The organism is Ruegeria sp. AB5, from assembly GCF_056542645.1.
Genome location: NZ_JBQGAE010000004.1, coordinates 143372 through 158844, shown reverse-complemented (window position 1 = coordinate 158844; position 15473 = coordinate 143372). Strand labels below are relative to the sequence as shown.

The following is a 15473-nucleotide window of genomic DNA, read 5'->3' as shown; positions in this document are numbered from 1 at the left end:
GCTGCTCAGCCCCGGATCACTTTTGCAAAGGTGTCAAAGATCGGCTCGTTGGCGCAGATGACCTCGCCATCCTCAAGAACGCTGCCGTCCGGGTTCAACGGTTGCACAAAGCCGCCTGCCTCTTTGACGATGATGATACCTGCGGCCAGGTCCCAGGCGTTCAGGCGGCGTTCCCAGAACCCTTCGTACCGACCGGCGGCCACATAGGCCATGTCCAAAGCAGCGGCACCCCAGCGGCGCACACCTGCACAAGCGGGCATCAAGCGCGCCAGATCTTGCAGGGTCGCGGGCAGATCGGACCGGCCACCGAAGGGCAGACCGGTCGAAAAGATCGACTCGATCATGCGGTTACGGCCAGACACGCGTATGCGCATGTCGTTCATCCAGGCACCTTCGCCTTTTTCGGCAAAGAACATCTCATCCTTGGCGGCATCGTAGATGACACCGGCAACGATCTTGCCCTTGTGTTCAAGGGCAATCGAAACCGCCCAGTGCGGCAGTCCGTGCAGGAAGTTGGTGGTGCCGTCCAGCGGATCAACGATCCAGCGACGCGTCGGGTCCTCACCGTCCATCGCGCCTCCCTCTTCGGCCAGCCAGCCATAGGTCGGACGCGCGCCCAACAGTTCCTCTTTCAGGATGGCTTCGGCGGCGATATCAGCCTTCGATACAAAGTCGCCAGCACCTTTCATCGACACCTGCAGGTTTTCAACTTCACGAAAATCCTTGACCAGAGACCGCCCCGCCTTGCGCGCGGCTTTGATCATGATGTTGAGATTTGCACTGCCAACCATTGTGAAAAGGCTCCTGTCCGGTCAAACCGCGCGTATACTGATGCATTGCGCCCTTGCCAAGAGGAATGATGCACATAGCAGCCCCACCGAAAACGCCGCTACTGGGCCTGCAGCTTACGCGCCTCATCCCGCGCCAGTTTGACCAGTTCCTGCACAAAGGGTTTTTCCAGATCGTCCGAGCGAACAGCAGCATACAGACGGCGCGTGATCCCCTCTTTCGTCAGTGGGCGTGTGACGTAATCCGAGTTGTACTTGACCTCACGAACAACCCAATCGGGCAGGACGGATATACCCCGGTTGGACGCAACCAGCAACAGGATCACAGCTGTCAGCTCGACCTGACGGATAGAGGCCGGCTCAACACGCGCCGGGATCAGCAATTGGCTAAAGACGTCCAGACGCGTGCGCTCGACCGGGTAGGTGATCAATGTCTGACCCCGGAAATCCTCGGCTTCGACAAACTCTTTCTCGGCCAGCGGATGGGACGAGGCCGCAACAAACACGGCATTGTAGTCGAACAGTTCAACAAACTCGACACCCGGCAAGTCTTCTGGGTCCGAGGAAACGACCAGATCGACCTCTTCCTTTTGCAGGGCGGGCAAGGCGTCGAAGGCCAGACCGGGACGAATGTCGACATCCACATCGCCCCAGGATTTCCGGAAGGATTCCAGCACTGGGAACAGCCATTCGAAACAAGCGTGACATTCGATGGCAATATGCATCCGCCCCGTGCGTCCATCGCGGAGCGACGAGAACTCATGCTGGGCCGCCTCGACTTGCGGCAGGATCTGTTCGGCCAGCCGCAACAGGCGCAGTCCGGCAGCCGACAGCTTCATCGGCTTTGATCGACGCAGGAACAGTTCAACCCCGGCCTGATCCTCAAGCCCCTTGATCTGATGGCTTAGTGCGGATTGCGTGATGTTTAACTGATCGGCCGCGCGCGCCAGCCCACCGCAATCATGGATGGCCTTGATCGTGCGCAGGTGCCGGAATTCAATATGCATATGTCACGTGACTCATGTTGTTCTTGAAGAATATGAGTTTGTCTCACACTGCTTCGCATGGCACAAGAGGCTCAATTGATCCTGAGAGGCCGTGATGACCAAACCTGAAATCTCCTTCGAGTTCTTTCCGCCCAAGACGCTGGAGGCCTCATTCCGGCTGTGGGACACGGTACAGACCTTGGCCCCACTGGAGCCCCGGTTTGTCTCGGTTACCTATGGCGCGGGCGGCACCACACGCGAGTTGACACGCGATGCCGTTGCGACATTGCACAAATCTTCGGGCCTGCCCGTTGCGGCACATCTGACCTGTGTCGAAGCCTCGCGTCAGGAAACGCTGGACATCGCGGACACGTTCGCCCGCGCTGGTGTCGAGAACATCGTTGCTTTGCGGGGGGATCCGCCAAAAGGTCAGGACAAGTTCATTCCCCACCCCGAAGGTTTTGCCCATTCGGTCGAATTGATCGAGGCGCTGGCCGAAACCGAGATGTTCAGCATTCGCGTCGGCGCTTATCCCGATGTTCACCCCGAGGCCCGGGATACCCGCGCCGATGTGGATTGGCTCAAGGCCAAACTGGATGCAGGCGCTGACGAAGCACTAACGCAGTTTTTTTTCGAGGCCGAGACGTTCTTCCGTTTCCGCGACGCCTGCGAGAAAGCCGGGATCGACAAGCCCATCGTGCCCGGAATCCTGCCCATCGAAAACTGGAAAGGAGCGCGCGCGTTCGCCCAGCGCTGCGGCACACGCGTTCCGGATTGGGTGGATCAGGCTTTTGAAAAGGCAATCCGCGATGATCGCGAGGACCTGCTGGCGACGGCGCTGTGCACCGAACTCTGCTCGGACCTCTTGGAGGGCGGGGTCGACAAGCTGCATTTCTACACTCTGAACAGGCCCGAGCTAACCCGGGATGTCTGTTTTGCCCTTGGCATCACCCCCAAGGCCGAGCTGCAAAACGTCGCCTGAACTTTACTTTATTCCCTGTACTCCCCGAGCCCAAACAGGCTCGGGTCTTTTTTGAGTGATGGGGTTCAGGTTCGTAAGGACTGACGAACAATGCCAGGACTGCCTGATCATTGTCCCTTGCTGTCGCCTCAATACCCGGGAAAATTTGACAAAAACCTGCCGCTCCTCAAACTGGCCCTGTGTAAGTTAGTGAGTGATTTGAGTATGGAGCCTGTTGATAAAATCAAGGCGCGCGCCGACGCGCTGGCCGATCTTGGGTTGGCCCCCTGTGCCGGTTCAGAAGACATTCGTGAAGCATGGCGGCGGATCGCGTTCGAGGCGCACCCTGACCACACGCCCGAAGATTGCGGGGATTTCTCGCGTGCCAAAGCCGCCTATGACTACCTGCGTCAAGAAGGGCTCAGCGTCCGGGGTGCGGCGGGGTCCGGCCCACAGGTTCCGAAACGTGTTCGGATAAAGAAGCGTGTCATCGAACTGCCACCTGAGGATATCGCCACCTGCAAGGCGATGCTGGGTCCGGCGAAAGTGCTGACGCATATGACGGATGAGGACGCCACGCCGCCTCGGGCCGCAACACCGAATGCTTCGGATCATGTGCCAGACGCTGTCGGCTGCTATGGTCGGCACCTGACCTATTTTGTGGCAACGCCGGTCAGTCAGGGCGCAAATCGCGTCGCGCTGCCAACCTCGGTTTTGACCAGCCGACGGCATACCGAGACCGAGGTTCTGAGCTTTCAATCCAAAAACACCGGACCTGGCGAGGTGGTGATCCCCGAAACCATTCGTGAGCGTAAATTCCCCGGTGCAAAAAGTGTCCGGATCAGGTTCAAAGCCGATCAGGACATGATCGACGAGTTCTGGTTGGCTGGGTAGCCGACCGGGAAAGCCCGGCTCAGTGGGGGGAGCCGGGCTTGCGTTTTTGCACTTAGTTGCTGACAGGACCTTCCGAAGTGAACTTTGGAATCACGCTGCTCGACGCGTCGGCACTTTCGATACCCGGCCAATTGCCTTCGGCCAGGTTGATATTGCCCGGAATGTCTTCTTCGAAGAAACCAACCACAACGTCCGTGATATTCAGGTACAGCTTGTCGTCGACGATACGCCACAGGTTCGGATTTGCCGGAACCTTACCGCCTTTCGACACACCATAGGCGCAGTGGCCGTCATATTGAGGTGCATAGAAGGCCGGGTTTTCAATAAATTTGTCCCGGTTTTCTTCAGATGCGAATGCCCAGGTGGCACCGTTGTATTCCGCGGTGATGTCGGCTTTGCCGCGCACGCCTTCTGGCTGAGCGGTTCCAACAGGTGCCTGATCAAGTCCGCGATAGGCAACAACGTCATAGCCGGAAACGGCAAATCCGGTGCCGTCGACATATTGCGGCCCGGCAAAAGCCGGAACTGCCAGAGCCAAAGCCGCAGCAAGGGTCAGGGCAAAACGTTTCATGGTGTCATTCCTTTTTCGTGTCACGTGTTTGGAGAGCGCCGTGTGGCTGACTGTTCAGACAATAAGCGATTCTGGGACGCTTCGTAGACCCGCTCGCGGCGCTGTGACCGTCGATGAGAAATCGTGAGAGGAATATTACAGTTTCCTGCGGAAAACAGGGTTGGACTCGGCAAAATGCAACATTAGCTGTTAGCCCATCGGCTTGACAGCCGCATGATTGGCAAGAAAGGCATCAGATGAGCGATCAATCCATCTACACTCCTCCGAAGGTCTGGACCTGGGACAGCGAAAGCGGCGGGCGTTTCGCCAGCATCAACCGCCCAATTGCCGGGGCAACACACGACAAAGACTTGCCGATTGGCCGCCACCCGATGCAATTGTATTCGCTGGCCACCCCGAACGGCGTCAAAGTCACCATCCTGCTGGAAGAGCTACTGGCGCTGGGTCATGAGGGTGCCGAATACAACGCCTGGCTGATCAATATCGGCGAAGGGGATCAATTTGGCTCGGGCTTTGTCAACGCCAACCCGAACTCCAAGATCCCCGCCTTGTGGGATCGATCAGGCGAGACGCCGTTGCGCGTCTTCGAAAGCGCGTCGATTCTGTTCCATCTGGCCGAAAAGTTCGATGCATTCCTGCCGAAATCCGGCCCTGAACGGACCGAGGTCATGAACTGGGTGTTCTGGCAAATGGGCAGTGCGCCCTATCTGGGCGGCGGATTTGGCCATTTCTACGCCTACGCGCCCGAGAAATGGGAATATCCGATCAACCGCTTCGCCATGGAAACCAAGCGGCAACTCGATGTTCTGGACCGTCAACTGGCCGAGAATACGTTTGTCGCAGGCGAGGACTACTCGATTGCCGATATGGCGATCTGGCCGTGGTATGGCCAACTGGTTCTGGGACGCCTCTATGACGCGGCCGAGTTCCTGGACGTAGGGACCTATGAAAACGTGATGCGGTGGGCCAAGGCAATCGATGCCCGCCCCGCGGTGCAACGGGGTCGGATGGTCAACCGCGCCTTTGGTGAACCCCATACACAGCTGCATGAGCGCCACGAGGCAAGCGACTTCGAAACCCGGACGCAGGACAAACTGGAACCGGCGGAAAACTAAGTCGATCTGCGCGGTCCGCCCGACGGCACCGCGCACCCGGTCGACGCTATTTCAGAACCGGTGGTTTGTCCGGGTCGCGGCCCGGCGCAGCACGCTCGACGGCGTGAGACTGGGGTTGGGGAAGATCGAACCGCAGCCCCACTTTGGCCAACACCGCCGCCGCAGGAGCGTCGGGTGGAAAGAAACCAACATCCATCGCCCCCGCTTCGATCCCCGAAAATGTCAGGGCCTCGGACGCGGCCTTGGCCAACGCAGATTGCGCGCCTTCGACAGCCCCCACAAACCCGAGCAAATGACCCTGAGCGCCCAGTTCGGATTTGGTCCCAACCAGATAGGCGGCCTGTGCCAGCCCCATTGCTGTCGACAACTTCGTGTCCAAGGCGCTGAGCAAGGTCTCGGGTAAACCTGTAGGGGGCAGAAACTCGGCCAGTTTCTCTTCAACCTCGGTCGGGCTGTGTTCTAGCGTGGTAGCCAACCATTCCAGCGCCTCCGCCGGGATCAGGGTCGAAGACGGTGCAACTTCGAGGTTCAGACCCAACCCTATCCCCTGCCCCGCCAGCATTGAGGACAGTATGCGCCCCGAAAGCGCAACATAAGGCACTGGCTTTCCGGCAAATTGGGCCAACCTGTCTTCACGGTCAAAGGCCAAGACAAAGCGGCCATCGACCACATCGAACAATTCAGGAGAGATGTTTTCGCCCTGTGCCTCCTCGGTTAGCATCAAAAACAACTCGCAGTCGGCAAGGCGTTCGAAAAACCTGAGCCTTGCGAGATCATCCCCGGGGGATGCCTCCATCGCAGTGTGGGCCGTGTCCAGAGCCGTCATCTCAGTCATGTAGCACCTCTTGCACCCGGGCGCGTAGGACCGGCAGCAGGTCGGCCTCGAACCATGGGTTCTTCTTCAGCCATGCCGTATTGCGCCAGGACGGATGAGGCAAGGCAAAGATGCGCGGCGCGTGTTCTTGCCAGTTGCGAACGGTTTCGGTCACCGAGGTGCGTGCGCCCAAATGGTACCTGTGCGCATGCCCGCCCACCAGCACCGTTAGCGGAACCGGCCCCAGAGCCCGCATGACACGGTCATGCCATGTCTCACGGCACACAGCAGGCGGCGGCAAATCCGCATTGCGGGCATCGTATCCGGGGAAACAGAAGGCCATGGGCACGATGGACAGACGGTTCCGGTCGTAAAACACTGTCTCGTCGATCCCCAGCCAAGCGCGCAAACGGTCCCCAGACGGGTCTGTGAAAGGACGGCCTGTGGCATGCACACGCGCGCCCGGTGCCTGACCGGCGACAAGAATCGGTGCACCAGAACGGAACCAGACAACGGGGCGCGGGGCGTGAGCTGTTGCCGTCTGCGCGAACGCATCTTCGCACAGCCGACACGCGGCAATATCCTGTTCAAGGCTATTCACGACTGATTTCCGGGTAACAAACGGCTTCCGACGTCACATAAGGATCGACAAATGGTACCCCAAAACACCTTTTCGTGTGACGGCCAGTCTGCATGTTTTCGGGCGGTCGTAAACACGCATTGATCATTTGTTTCATAATTCGACATAATGTAGCCAACATGGATCGGTAGACAAAGCGTTCAAGCGCCGACCGACAAGAGCGACCAAACACCAAGGATTGAGCAGCAGGCCACGCATGCTTGAGTTCGAGAATGTCAGCAAGTCCTTTTGGACAGGGACCCGCCGCAAGGTGATCCTTGACCGGGTCTCGTTCCGGGTCGAGCTTGGCACGTCGCTTGGCGTGCTTGCCCCAAACGGCACGGGCAAGACCACCCTGATCAACATGATGGCAGGTCTTGAAAAACCGGATGAAGGGGTCATCCGCCGCGACTGCAAGGTCTCGTTCCCGATGGGGTTTACAGGGGGGGTTTCGGCCAAGATGTCCGCGCTGGAAAACGCGCGCTATATCGCCAAGATCTACGGCATGGACCCTGACTATGTCGAAGCCTATTGCAGCTGGCTCTGCGGTTTGGGGGAGTATTTCAACCAGCCCTTGGCAACCTATTCATCCGGCATGAAGGCCCGGTTCACATTTGCTCTTATGCTGGCACTGGACTTCGATATGTATCTGATTGATGAGGGCATGCCCGCAACAACCGATGTCGAATTCAACAAGAAAGCCGGCTCGATCCTTCAGGAAAGACTGCGCACGACGACCCTTATTATCGTGTCTCACAGCCCTGCAACGCTTGAGAAATTTGCAAAGCAGGCGGCTGTTCTGATGGACGGCCAGCTTTACATGTTTGAAACCTTGGAAGAGGCAAAGCAGTTATATGACTACGAAACCCAAGGTTAGAAAATACAATTGGCGAAACAAGGCGCAGCCTGACGGTTCGCCCGAGGCCCGCTCGGACGCCGTGTCTCGTATCCGCAACGCAACGCAGCCGCCCGGCGCTGCGAACCAAGCGCAACCCGGTACTGAGCTTGACGAAATCAAACGTGAGGGGCTGACAGGCCGACAGTTGCGGATCGCGCGACGTCTGGCGCAGAAGCATGGGCTGGCGGCAACGTCGGACTATGATGCAGTGCGCCTGTTGCGCAAGAAAGGAATCGACCCGTTCCAACGGACCAATCTGCTGGAACTGGCCGCCGCAAAGTCGTCCAAAAAAACCGATTCCAAGGACAAGGTGAAAATCCAGCTGCCGCAAACCGTGCGGGAGACACCGGAAAATCTGCCCGGACCAGAGATGAGCCCGGCAGAGCGACGCGATCTGGAAATAGGCCAGATCCAGAAAGACATCGCCCGCCGCCGCAAAAAAAAGCTGTTCGCCCTCTTCGCCCGGCTGGCTGTGTTTGTGTTTCTGCCGACTTTTGTCGTCGGGTACTATTTCTACCGGGTTGCAACACCGATGTATGCAAGCGACTCGGCCTTTTCGATCCTGCAGGCCGATGGCGGCGGCGGCTCAATTGGCGGTCTTTTGACCGGGACACAATACGCGACTGCGCAAGACTCGGTCTCGACCCAGGAGTTTCTCGAATCCAAGGATGCGCTGGAGCGGTTGGAGCGCGACATGGACTTCTCGGCGATCTTTCAACAGGAATGGATCGACCCAATTCAGCGGCTTTCTTTGGACGCCAGTCTGGAAGATACTCACAAGCTCTACAAACGGATGGTCACGATCGGGTACGACCCCAGCGACGGGATCGTCCGCATGGAAGTGGCCGCGCCAGAGCCCGAGATCGCAGTTGACCTGTCCGCGCGGCTGATTTCCTACGCGGAGGAACGCATTAACAGTTTGTCCGAGCTGAAGCGCGAAGACCAGATGCGCGACGCATTGGAAGGGTTCGAGGCAGCCCAGCAGGAACGCCGCAATGCACAAGAAGCTCTGATCGAGTTGCAGCTACAGGGCGCTTTGCTGGACCCCGAAAATGTCATTGCCGGTCTTCGCGGACGCATTAATGAAATCGAGATTTCAATTCAGGACAAGGAACTGGAATTGGCGGCCTTGCAGGACAACCTGCGTCCCAATCAGGCCAAGGTGGACGGTGTCAAAGCTGATATCGCTCGGTTGGAAGCCGTGCTGTCAGAACTGAATGCCGAGATGCTGGATGCGTCGGCAGGCGAAAACTCGCTGGCCCGGCTCAGTGTTCGGATTCAGATGGCCCAGGCCGATCTGGTGGCGCGGGACATGATGATGCAAACAGCCTTGCAACAAATGGAAACCACACGGTCCGAGGCGAACCGGAAAGTCCGCTATCTTACAGTCTCGGTAAACCCGGTTGAAAGCCAGGATCCCACCTATCCGCGCAAGTTCGAAAATACGATTTTGGCTTTCCTGTTGTTTGCTGGTATCTACCTGATGATCTCGCTTACCGCGTCGGTCCTTCGTGAACAGGTATCCTCGTAAGACACATGAAACATGTAAAAATCTCCGATCTGACGGTCGGCAACGACCTTCCGCTGACCATCATTGCCGGCCCCTGCCAGCTTGAGACGGCAGACCACGCACAGATGATTGCGGGTGCCATGAAAGAAGCCTGCGACGCAGCTGGCGCGCAGTATGTGTTCAAGGCGTCCTATGACAAGGCCAACCGGACCTCGCTGTCCGGCAAACGTGGCATGGGGATAGACGCCGGACTGAAGGTTTTGGACGATATCCGCAAGACCATGGGAATCCCTGTTTTGACGGACGTCCATACCGAAGCCCAATGCGCCCTTGCTGCGGCGGCGGTCGATGTTCTGCAAATCCCGGCCTTTCTGTGCCGCCAGACCGATATGTTGCTGGCGGCGGGTGAAACCGGACAAGCCGTGAACGTCAAAAAAGGACAGTTTCTCGCCCCGTGGGAGATGACGAACATCGTCGACAAGGTCGAAAGCACAGGGAACCAGAACATCCTGCTGACCGAACGCGGCACCTCATTTGGGTACAACACGCTGGTGGCTGACATGCGCGGCCTGCCTCAAATGGCGCAGACGGGTTACCCGGTTGTGATGGACGCCACCCATTCGGTGCAGCAACCCGGCGGCAAAGGTGGTTCTTCGGGTGGCCAGCGGGAGTTCGCTCCGGTGATGGCGCGCGCCGCCGTTTCGCTGGGAATCGGAGCTGTGTTCATCGAAACCCATCAGGATCCGGACACAGCCCCCTCGGACGGCCCGAACATGATCCCCCTGGACCAGATGCCTCATCTTGTTGACACTTTGATGCGCTTTGACGCGCTGGCCAAAGCCAACCCAATTCAAATTTAACGATTGAGCAATTCCATGACCAAGCCCCTGCCCGAGGTGACCCAAAACACCTGGAGTTTTTTGCGTGATCCGATGATCAAACCCACAGGGTTCCGGGAATATGACGCGCGCTGGAAATACCCTGATGAGATCAATCTGCCCGGCATGACGGCGTTGGGTCTTGGCCTCGGCACGCAGATGCACAAACGCGGGATTGAACCGGTCATCGCGGTGGGCAACGATTATCGCGACTATTCCTTGTCGATCAAGAATGCGCTGATCCTGGGACTGATGCGGGCGGGGGTTCAGGTTAAGGATATCGGTCCGGCGCTCAGCCCGATGGCCTATTTCGCCCAGTTCCATCTGGACGTGCCCGCGGTGGCGATGGTGACCGCCAGCCACAATCCAAACGGCTGGACCGGTGTCAAAATGGGTTTTGACCGCCCGCTGACCCACGGTCCGGATGAGATGTCCGAGCTGCGCGACATCGTGCTTAAGGGTGAAGGAATGACCCGCGAAGGCGGTTCTTACGAGTTTGTTGATGGCGTCAAAGAGGCCTATATCGACGATCTTGTTGGTGATTTCAAAATGTCGCGTCCGCTTAGGGTCGTATGCGCCACCGGAAATGGCACGGCCTCGGCTTTTGCGCCAGAGATTTTCGAGCGGATCGGCGTCGAGGTTGTACCCAGCCACAACCAGCTCGACTATACGTTCCCGAACTACAACCCCAACCCCGAGGCCATGGAGATGTTGCATGACATGGCCGATGCGGTGAAATCCAGCGGCGCTGATCTTGCCTTGGGTTTTGACGGCGACGGGGACCGCTGTGGCGTCGTGGATGATGAAGGGGAAGAGATTTTTGCCGATAAGGTCGGTGTCATCATGGCACGCGATCTGGCCAAGCTGTATCCCGGCGCGACCTTCGTGGCCGATGTGAAATCCACCGGCCTGTTTGCCAGCGATCCGGAATTGAAAGCGCATGGGGTGAAAGCAGATTACTGGAAAACCGGCCACAGCCATATGAAGCGGCGGGTCAAAGAGATCGGAGCCCTCGCGGGCTTCGAGAAATCCGGGCATTACTTTTTGGCCGAGCCAGTCGGGCGCGGTTACGACTGCGGCATGCGCGTCGCGGTCGAGATTTGCAAGCTGATGGACCGCAATCCGGACCAAAGCATGTCGGACCTGCGCAAGGCTTTGCCCAAGACGTGGTCCACCCCAACGATGTCGCCCTACGCCGCCGATACCGAGAAATACGATATCCTCCAGCGCCTCGTAGATAAGCTGGTCGCAAAAGCAGAGGCGGGAGAAAACTTTGCAGGCCGGGCTATCAAGGAGGTCGTCACGGTTAACGGCGCGCGCGTTATTCTGGACAATGGCAGTTGGGGGTTGGTGCGCGCGTCTTCGAACACCCCCAATCTGGTTGTTGTTTGCGAAAGCAGCGAAAGCGATGCGGAAATGCGCGCTATCTTTGCCGATATCGATGCGGTGATACGCACCGAACCAGGCGTTGGTGACTACGACCAGACGATCTGAAACACAATCGCGCGGAGTGGACGGCGGCCCCCACAGGGTTTGCGTCAATCTCCGCCGAACAGCTTGAGAAGCCCCTTTTTGGCTTCTTCTTCAAGCTTGTCTTTCAGGGCGTCCTCAATTTGCCCGCTTTCTGTGATGGTCGTGTCCAACTCGCTCCCGACTTTTTCCAAGACCTTGCCTTTGGCATCGTCTTCCAGGTCTTTCAGTTGCCCTTCTGCTGCGGCCTCGATGACTTTAGTCAGGTCTGGACGTATGGACGGGTCGCTCCATGGGCCGACAATACGCACCGGCACGGCGATCCCCTGGCCCGCATTGGCGCGCAGCGCGACAGGCGTGAACAGATAGTCGATATCCCGCGCACCCAGCCCAACACGCCCGCTACCGTCCGCCCGGAAATTGTCCAGCGACATCAGCAGGTCGTTGTTGGTCAGGTTGCCGCCATCCATCGTGAAACTGGCCGTCAGACTGTTGAAAACGGTCGTCTTGCCAGATCCTTCCCCACGCCCCATCAACCGGTTCAGATCGAACCCCGAGATCACACCTTTTCCAACCGCTATGTCGCCTTTTCCCGAAAGGGACCGCATGATCGCATCCTCGGTTTGACCCACACCCAGAAACTCAAGCGAACCGGACGCAGTTCCAGTCAAACGCTTTATGTCACCCAGTGTCGACAAGGCCTGTTGAACATCAATTCCCTCAGCTTTGAAATTCCCGCCGACGGACAAACCATTCCTGTTATTGGCGACCACTTGCCCGTTCAGCTGGCCCGAAAACAACGTCGCCGGGTGCATCTTCAGAACCGCTCGCGACCGGTCGAGGCTGAGCGTCAGGTCGCTTGCCCCAAGGGTCACATCTGGTACCGTGATCGATTTCGCAGTCAGGCGGATCGACCCGTTTGCCAGCGCCAGCGCAGACGCATCAATCGGTGCGGTAGACCAGCCTTCACTGTTTGACGACGGCGCACCTGCGCCCCCTGATTCGCTGGCCGCAGTTTCGGAGAAGGTTGAAAAATCCAGCTCTCCGGCCTGAAGCCTGGCGGTAATCTGCGGCGGGTTCGAGATCACGATATCGACTTCACCGTCAAATCGATTGTGATCCAGAACCGCGCTCATGTCCCGCAGGGAAATGCGCCCATCCCGCGTATAAGTCATCTGCCCCGACACATCCGCAACGCGCCCCATGCCGTTTGGAACCGTGACACCTCCCTGCCCGAAGGCGGCGAGCATTTTGTCTGTATTTCCGGTTTTCACCTCGGTCTTGCCATCCACTTCACCTGCGATGGTGGCACGCCCGTCAAACCCTATTTGCCCACCCGGCGCGGTCATCGTCAGCTGCAGTGGGGCCGCGGATCCAGACGCAAAAGCGGGAAGATCGGGAAGTTTCAAATCAACCTGAACAGTGCCGCCCGGTACGGCCATGTTGGCCTCCATCACCATTGGGGCCGATACATCCGGCCATTGCGCCGAAAGGTTGACCTTTTCAAAATTCCACGTGGTTGCACCGTTTTCGATGAAAATCAGACGTGCATCACTCAGCTCTAGACGTTCGAGCGTCACCGGACGGGAGTCCACGGGCGCAGCGCTGGGCGCACCGCCGCCGCCGGGTGACGGTGCAGCGGCCTGAAGTTCCCAATTTCCGCGCCCGTTTGCGTACTCCAGACGCAATACCGGGTTGTTTGCAAAAACACGCTTGATCCGAATGTCACCGGCCCAAAGCGCCACAGCGTCGACACCAAAGGACAGGCTTTGTGCGCTCAGCATCGGCTCTGGTCCAGCCCAGTCCGCGTTGCCGAAGGTAACAGGTCCGGTTTCTATTCCCAGCACAGGCCAGAAAGAGATGGAGACATCGCCAGAAAAGGTCAGATCCCGACCGGATTCAGCCTTGACCTGTTCGGCCAGAATGGCGCCCAGCTTGTCTCCGGGCATCAACAAAAGGGCGCCGATGACCAGCCCGACAACTGCCACCAATATGAACAGGATACGCATCAGCCATTTCATTGTTCTGCTCTCCGCCGGTTTGGGCTTTTGTTACAGTCATCATTCAAATCGTGCACCACATTTGCAAGGGGAAGCGTTCCCCACTATATGCCGCCGCATGAGCACCAACCCACCGAACCTCCGCCCCGACCTCGCCCCTGCGGCCCGGATCTCAGACGCGCCCCGTTCCGGGCAGCCGACCATCGGCATGGTCTCGCTGGGCTGCCCCAAGGCGCTGGTGGATAGCGAGCGTATTCTGACGCGGCTACGAGCCGAAGGGTACGGCATTTCGCCCGACTATGCCGGGGCCGATGCCGTGATCGTGAACACCTGCGGATTTCTGGACAGCGCCAAGGCCGAATCCTTGGATGCCATCGGCGAGGCACTGGTGGAGAATGGCAAGGTCATCGTGACCGGCTGTCTGGGGGCCGAACCTGACTATATTCGCGCCCACCATCCGCGCATCATGGCTGTGACCGGACCGCATCAGTACGAACAGGTTCTGGACGCGGTACATCAGGCTGTGCCGCCGGACCCTGATCCGTTTGTCGATCTGCTGCCCGCCAGCAGCGTGCAGCTGACACCGCGCCACTACAGCTATCTGAAGATTTCCGAAGGCTGTAACCACAAGTGCAATTTCTGCATCATCCCCGACATGCGCGGCAAGCTGGCCAGCCGCCCGGCCCATGCGGTGCTGCGCGAGGCTGAAAAGCTGGTCGACAATGGCGTGCGCGAATTGCTGGTGATCAGTCAGGACACCTCGGCCTATGGGCTGGATCGCAAATACGATGTGAACCCGTGGAAAGATCGCGAGGTGCGTAGCCACATCACCGATCTGGCGCGCGAGCTGGGTCGGTTCGATGCCTGGGTACGGCTGCACTATGTCTATCCCTACCCCCATGTGCGCGATTTGATCCCGCTGATGGCGGATGCGGGCTGCAACGTGCTGCCTTATCTCGACATTCCGTTCCAACACGCCCACCCGGATGTGCTGAAACGCATGGCCCGCCCAGCGGCAGGCGCAAGAACGCTGGACGAAATCGCCGCGTGGCGCGCGACCTGCCCCGATATCACGCTACGCTCGACCTTCATTGTCGGCTATCCCGGAGAGACCGAGGATGAATTCCAGACCCTGCTGGATTGGATGGATGAGGCCCAGTTGGATCGCGTTGGATGTTTTCAATATGAAAACGTCGACGGGGCACGTTCGAATGACTTACCAAACCACGTCGCGCCCGACATCAAACAGGACCGGTGGGAACGATTCATGGAAAAGGCACAGACCATTTCCGAGGCCAAACTGGCCGCCAAAGTTGGCCAGACCCTCGAGGTGATCGTGGACGAAGTCGACAATGAGGCCGCAACCTGCCGCACCAAAGCCGACGCGCCCGAAATCGACGGCAACCTGTTCATTGATGAAGGTTTCGCAGCCCTCAATCCGGGGGATATCGTGACGGTCCAGGTGGATGAGGCTGGCGAATATGACCTTTGGGGCAGACTTGTCTAGGGCCAGCTAGCCTATATCAGGGCGATCAGGGTTACCACCCAAGCGACACCAGCAGCGACTGCGGTCACGGCCACTGCCGCGCTCGCGGCATCCTTGGCCTGCCCGGCCAAAGGGTGCCGTTCGGTCGAGGTATAGTCCACCGCCCGTTCAATCGCTGTGTTGATCAGTTCTGCAGCCAGCACCAAAAGACCCATGACAAGGATCAGAGCCCGCTCAGCCGTGCCGACAGGCAACCAAAGCACAAGACTCGCCGAGATCAGATTGGCAAAGCCCCAGGCCCGAAAGGAATACTCATCCCGCCACGTGGCCACCAAGCCCTGCCAGCTCCAGCGGGTGCGGTCTTTGAGACGGGTGAAGAAATACAGCATGATCCCTCGGCCAACGAATTTGCTCAGGTCGGAACAGTTGCGAACTGACGCGGCACAGACAATAAAAAAAACCGCCTCAGGGGCGGTGAATTTT

Annotated in this window: 15 protein-coding genes; 8 read left to right on the top strand and 7 right to left on the bottom strand. The window is 58.4% G+C overall.

The features are described 5' to 3' along the window. Window positions 1-5 precede the first annotated feature (5 nt). Window positions 6-791, bottom strand: a complete 786-nt coding sequence (locus tag ACR0L4_RS10010; RefSeq protein WP_170750433.1) for an inositol monophosphatase family protein — start codon at window positions 789-791, stop codon at window positions 6-8. 98 nt (window positions 792-889) lie between these two features. After that, complete coding sequence (locus ACR0L4_RS10005) at window positions 890-1795, bottom strand: LysR family transcriptional regulator (protein WP_170750431.1); 906 nt, start codon at window positions 1793-1795, stop codon at window positions 890-892. Window positions 1796-1889: 94 nt separating this feature from the next. On the opposite strand from ACR0L4_RS10005, the gene metF reads away from it, so the two are divergent. Both metF and ACR0L4_RS09995 read left to right on the top strand, forming a co-directional pair. After that, window positions 1890-2756: a methylenetetrahydrofolate reductase [NAD(P)H] gene (gene metF / locus ACR0L4_RS10000; RefSeq protein WP_170750429.1), complete on the top strand. Its 867-nt coding sequence runs from the start codon at window positions 1890-1892 to the stop codon at window positions 2754-2756. A gap of 204 nt (window positions 2757-2960) precedes the next feature. After that, window positions 2961-3629, top strand: coding sequence for a J domain-containing protein (locus ACR0L4_RS09995; RefSeq protein WP_480512618.1), 669 nt, complete (start codon window positions 2961-2963; stop codon window positions 3627-3629). A gap of 52 nt (window positions 3630-3681) precedes the next feature. Here the strand turns inward: ACR0L4_RS09995 and ACR0L4_RS09990 are convergent, their stop codons facing one another. Further along, window positions 3682-4200 carry a YHS domain-containing (seleno)protein gene (locus tag ACR0L4_RS09990; RefSeq protein ID WP_480512616.1) on the bottom strand — a complete coding sequence of 173 codons (519 nt, stop codon included), beginning with the start codon at window positions 4198-4200 and terminating at the stop codon, window positions 3682-3684. Window positions 4201-4436: 236 nt separating this feature from the next. Here ACR0L4_RS09990 and yghU point away from each other — a divergent pair, with 236 nt between their 5' ends. Further along, the gene (yghU, locus tag ACR0L4_RS09985; RefSeq protein ID WP_480512614.1) at window positions 4437-5315 is read left to right on the top strand and encodes a glutathione-dependent disulfide-bond oxidoreductase; all 879 of its coding nucleotides are present in this window, start codon (window positions 4437-4439) and stop codon (window positions 5313-5315) included. 46 nt (window positions 5316-5361) lie between these two features. Here yghU and ACR0L4_RS09980 read toward each other — a convergent pair whose 3' ends face one another. Beyond that, window positions 5362-6150, bottom strand: coding sequence for an SseB family protein (locus ACR0L4_RS09980; protein ID WP_480512612.1), 789 nt, complete (start codon window positions 6148-6150; stop codon window positions 5362-5364). Further along, on the bottom strand, window positions 6143-6730 hold the full coding sequence (locus ACR0L4_RS09975) for a uracil-DNA glycosylase family protein (protein WP_480512610.1): 588 nt from the start codon (window positions 6728-6730) through the stop codon (window positions 6143-6145). The genes ACR0L4_RS09980 and ACR0L4_RS09975 overlap by 8 nt, the downstream gene beginning before the upstream one ends. A 235-nt stretch (window positions 6731-6965) precedes the next feature. Between ACR0L4_RS09975 and ACR0L4_RS09970 the strand changes: the two genes are divergently transcribed. Genes ACR0L4_RS09970 through ACR0L4_RS09955 form a run of 4 tightly spaced genes read left to right on the top strand, consistent with a single transcriptional unit; the run spans window position 6966 to window position 11528 of the window. Then, window positions 6966-7625, top strand: coding sequence for an ATP-binding cassette domain-containing protein (locus ACR0L4_RS09970; protein WP_170750416.1), 660 nt, complete (start codon window positions 6966-6968; stop codon window positions 7623-7625). Continuing rightward, the gene (locus ACR0L4_RS09965; RefSeq protein WP_480512608.1) at window positions 7603-9177 is read left to right on the top strand and encodes a KpsE/RkpR family capsule polysaccharide export protein; all 1575 of its coding nucleotides are present in this window, start codon (window positions 7603-7605) and stop codon (window positions 9175-9177) included. Before ACR0L4_RS09970 ends, ACR0L4_RS09965 begins: the two co-directional genes overlap by 23 nt. A 5-nt stretch (window positions 9178-9182) precedes the next feature. Further along, window positions 9183-10016: a 3-deoxy-8-phosphooctulonate synthase gene (gene kdsA / locus ACR0L4_RS09960; RefSeq protein WP_480512606.1), complete on the top strand. Its 834-nt coding sequence runs from the start codon at window positions 9183-9185 to the stop codon at window positions 10014-10016. A 15-nt stretch (window positions 10017-10031) separates the two neighbouring features. Next, window positions 10032-11528, top strand: coding sequence for a phosphomannomutase/phosphoglucomutase (locus ACR0L4_RS09955; RefSeq protein ID WP_480512604.1), 1497 nt, complete (start codon window positions 10032-10034; stop codon window positions 11526-11528). Window positions 11529-11572: 44 nt separating this feature from the next. Here the strand turns inward: ACR0L4_RS09955 and ACR0L4_RS09950 are convergent, their stop codons facing one another. Then, the gene (locus tag ACR0L4_RS09950) at window positions 11573-13525 is read right to left on the bottom strand and encodes an AsmA family protein (RefSeq protein WP_480512602.1); all 1953 of its coding nucleotides are present in this window, start codon (window positions 13523-13525) and stop codon (window positions 11573-11575) included. Between the two features lie 97 nt (window positions 13526-13622). On the opposite strand from ACR0L4_RS09950, the gene rimO reads away from it, so the two are divergent. Further along, complete coding sequence (gene rimO, locus ACR0L4_RS09945; RefSeq protein WP_480512600.1) at window positions 13623-15011, top strand: 30S ribosomal protein S12 methylthiotransferase RimO; 1389 nt, start codon at window positions 13623-13625, stop codon at window positions 15009-15011. An 11-nt stretch (window positions 15012-15022) separates the two neighbouring features. Here the strand turns inward: rimO and ACR0L4_RS09940 are convergent, their stop codons facing one another. Next, complete coding sequence (locus ACR0L4_RS09940) at window positions 15023-15379, bottom strand: diacylglycerol kinase (RefSeq protein ID WP_480512598.1); 357 nt, start codon at window positions 15377-15379, stop codon at window positions 15023-15025. Between the last annotated feature and the right edge of the window lie 94 nt (window positions 15380-15473).

Bases quoted from the DNA above. Each gene is read 5' to 3' on its own strand.
- ACR0L4_RS10005 (WP_170750431.1), bottom strand. From the start codon at position 1,795: ATGCATATTGAATTCCGGCACCTGCGCACGATCAAGGCCATCCATGAT.
- ACR0L4_RS09970 (WP_170750416.1), top strand. From the start codon at position 6,966: ATGCTTGAGTTCGAGAATGTCAGCAAGTCCTTTTGGACAGGGACCCGC.
- ACR0L4_RS09940 (WP_480512598.1), bottom strand. From the start codon at position 15,379: ATGCTGTATTTCTTCACCCGTCTCAAAGACCGCACCCGCTGGAGCTGG.
- ACR0L4_RS09990 (WP_480512616.1), bottom strand. From the start codon at position 4,200: ATGAAACGTTTTGCCCTGACCCTTGCTGCGGCTTTGGCTCTGGCAGTT.
- ACR0L4_RS09995 (WP_480512618.1), top strand. From the start codon at position 2,961: ATGGAGCCTGTTGATAAAATCAAGGCGCGCGCCGACGCGCTGGCCGAT.
- ACR0L4_RS09965 (WP_480512608.1), top strand. From the start codon at position 7,603: ATGACTACGAAACCCAAGGTTAGAAAATACAATTGGCGAAACAAGGCG.
- ACR0L4_RS09950 (WP_480512602.1), bottom strand. From the start codon at position 13,525: ATGAAATGGCTGATGCGTATCCTGTTCATATTGGTGGCAGTTGTCGGG.
- ACR0L4_RS09980 (WP_480512612.1), bottom strand. From the start codon at position 6,150: ATGACTGAGATGACGGCTCTGGACACGGCCCACACTGCGATGGAGGCA.
- kdsA (WP_480512606.1), top strand. From the start codon at position 9,183: ATGAAACATGTAAAAATCTCCGATCTGACGGTCGGCAACGACCTTCCG.
- rimO (WP_480512600.1), top strand. From the start codon at position 13,623: ATGAGCACCAACCCACCGAACCTCCGCCCCGACCTCGCCCCTGCGGCC.
- ACR0L4_RS10010 (WP_170750433.1), bottom strand. From the start codon at position 791: ATGGTTGGCAGTGCAAATCTCAACATCATGATCAAAGCCGCGCGCAAG.
- ACR0L4_RS09955 (WP_480512604.1), top strand. From the start codon at position 10,032: ATGACCAAGCCCCTGCCCGAGGTGACCCAAAACACCTGGAGTTTTTTG.
- yghU (WP_480512614.1), top strand. From the start codon at position 4,437: ATGAGCGATCAATCCATCTACACTCCTCCGAAGGTCTGGACCTGGGAC.
- metF (WP_170750429.1), top strand. From the start codon at position 1,890: ATGACCAAACCTGAAATCTCCTTCGAGTTCTTTCCGCCCAAGACGCTG.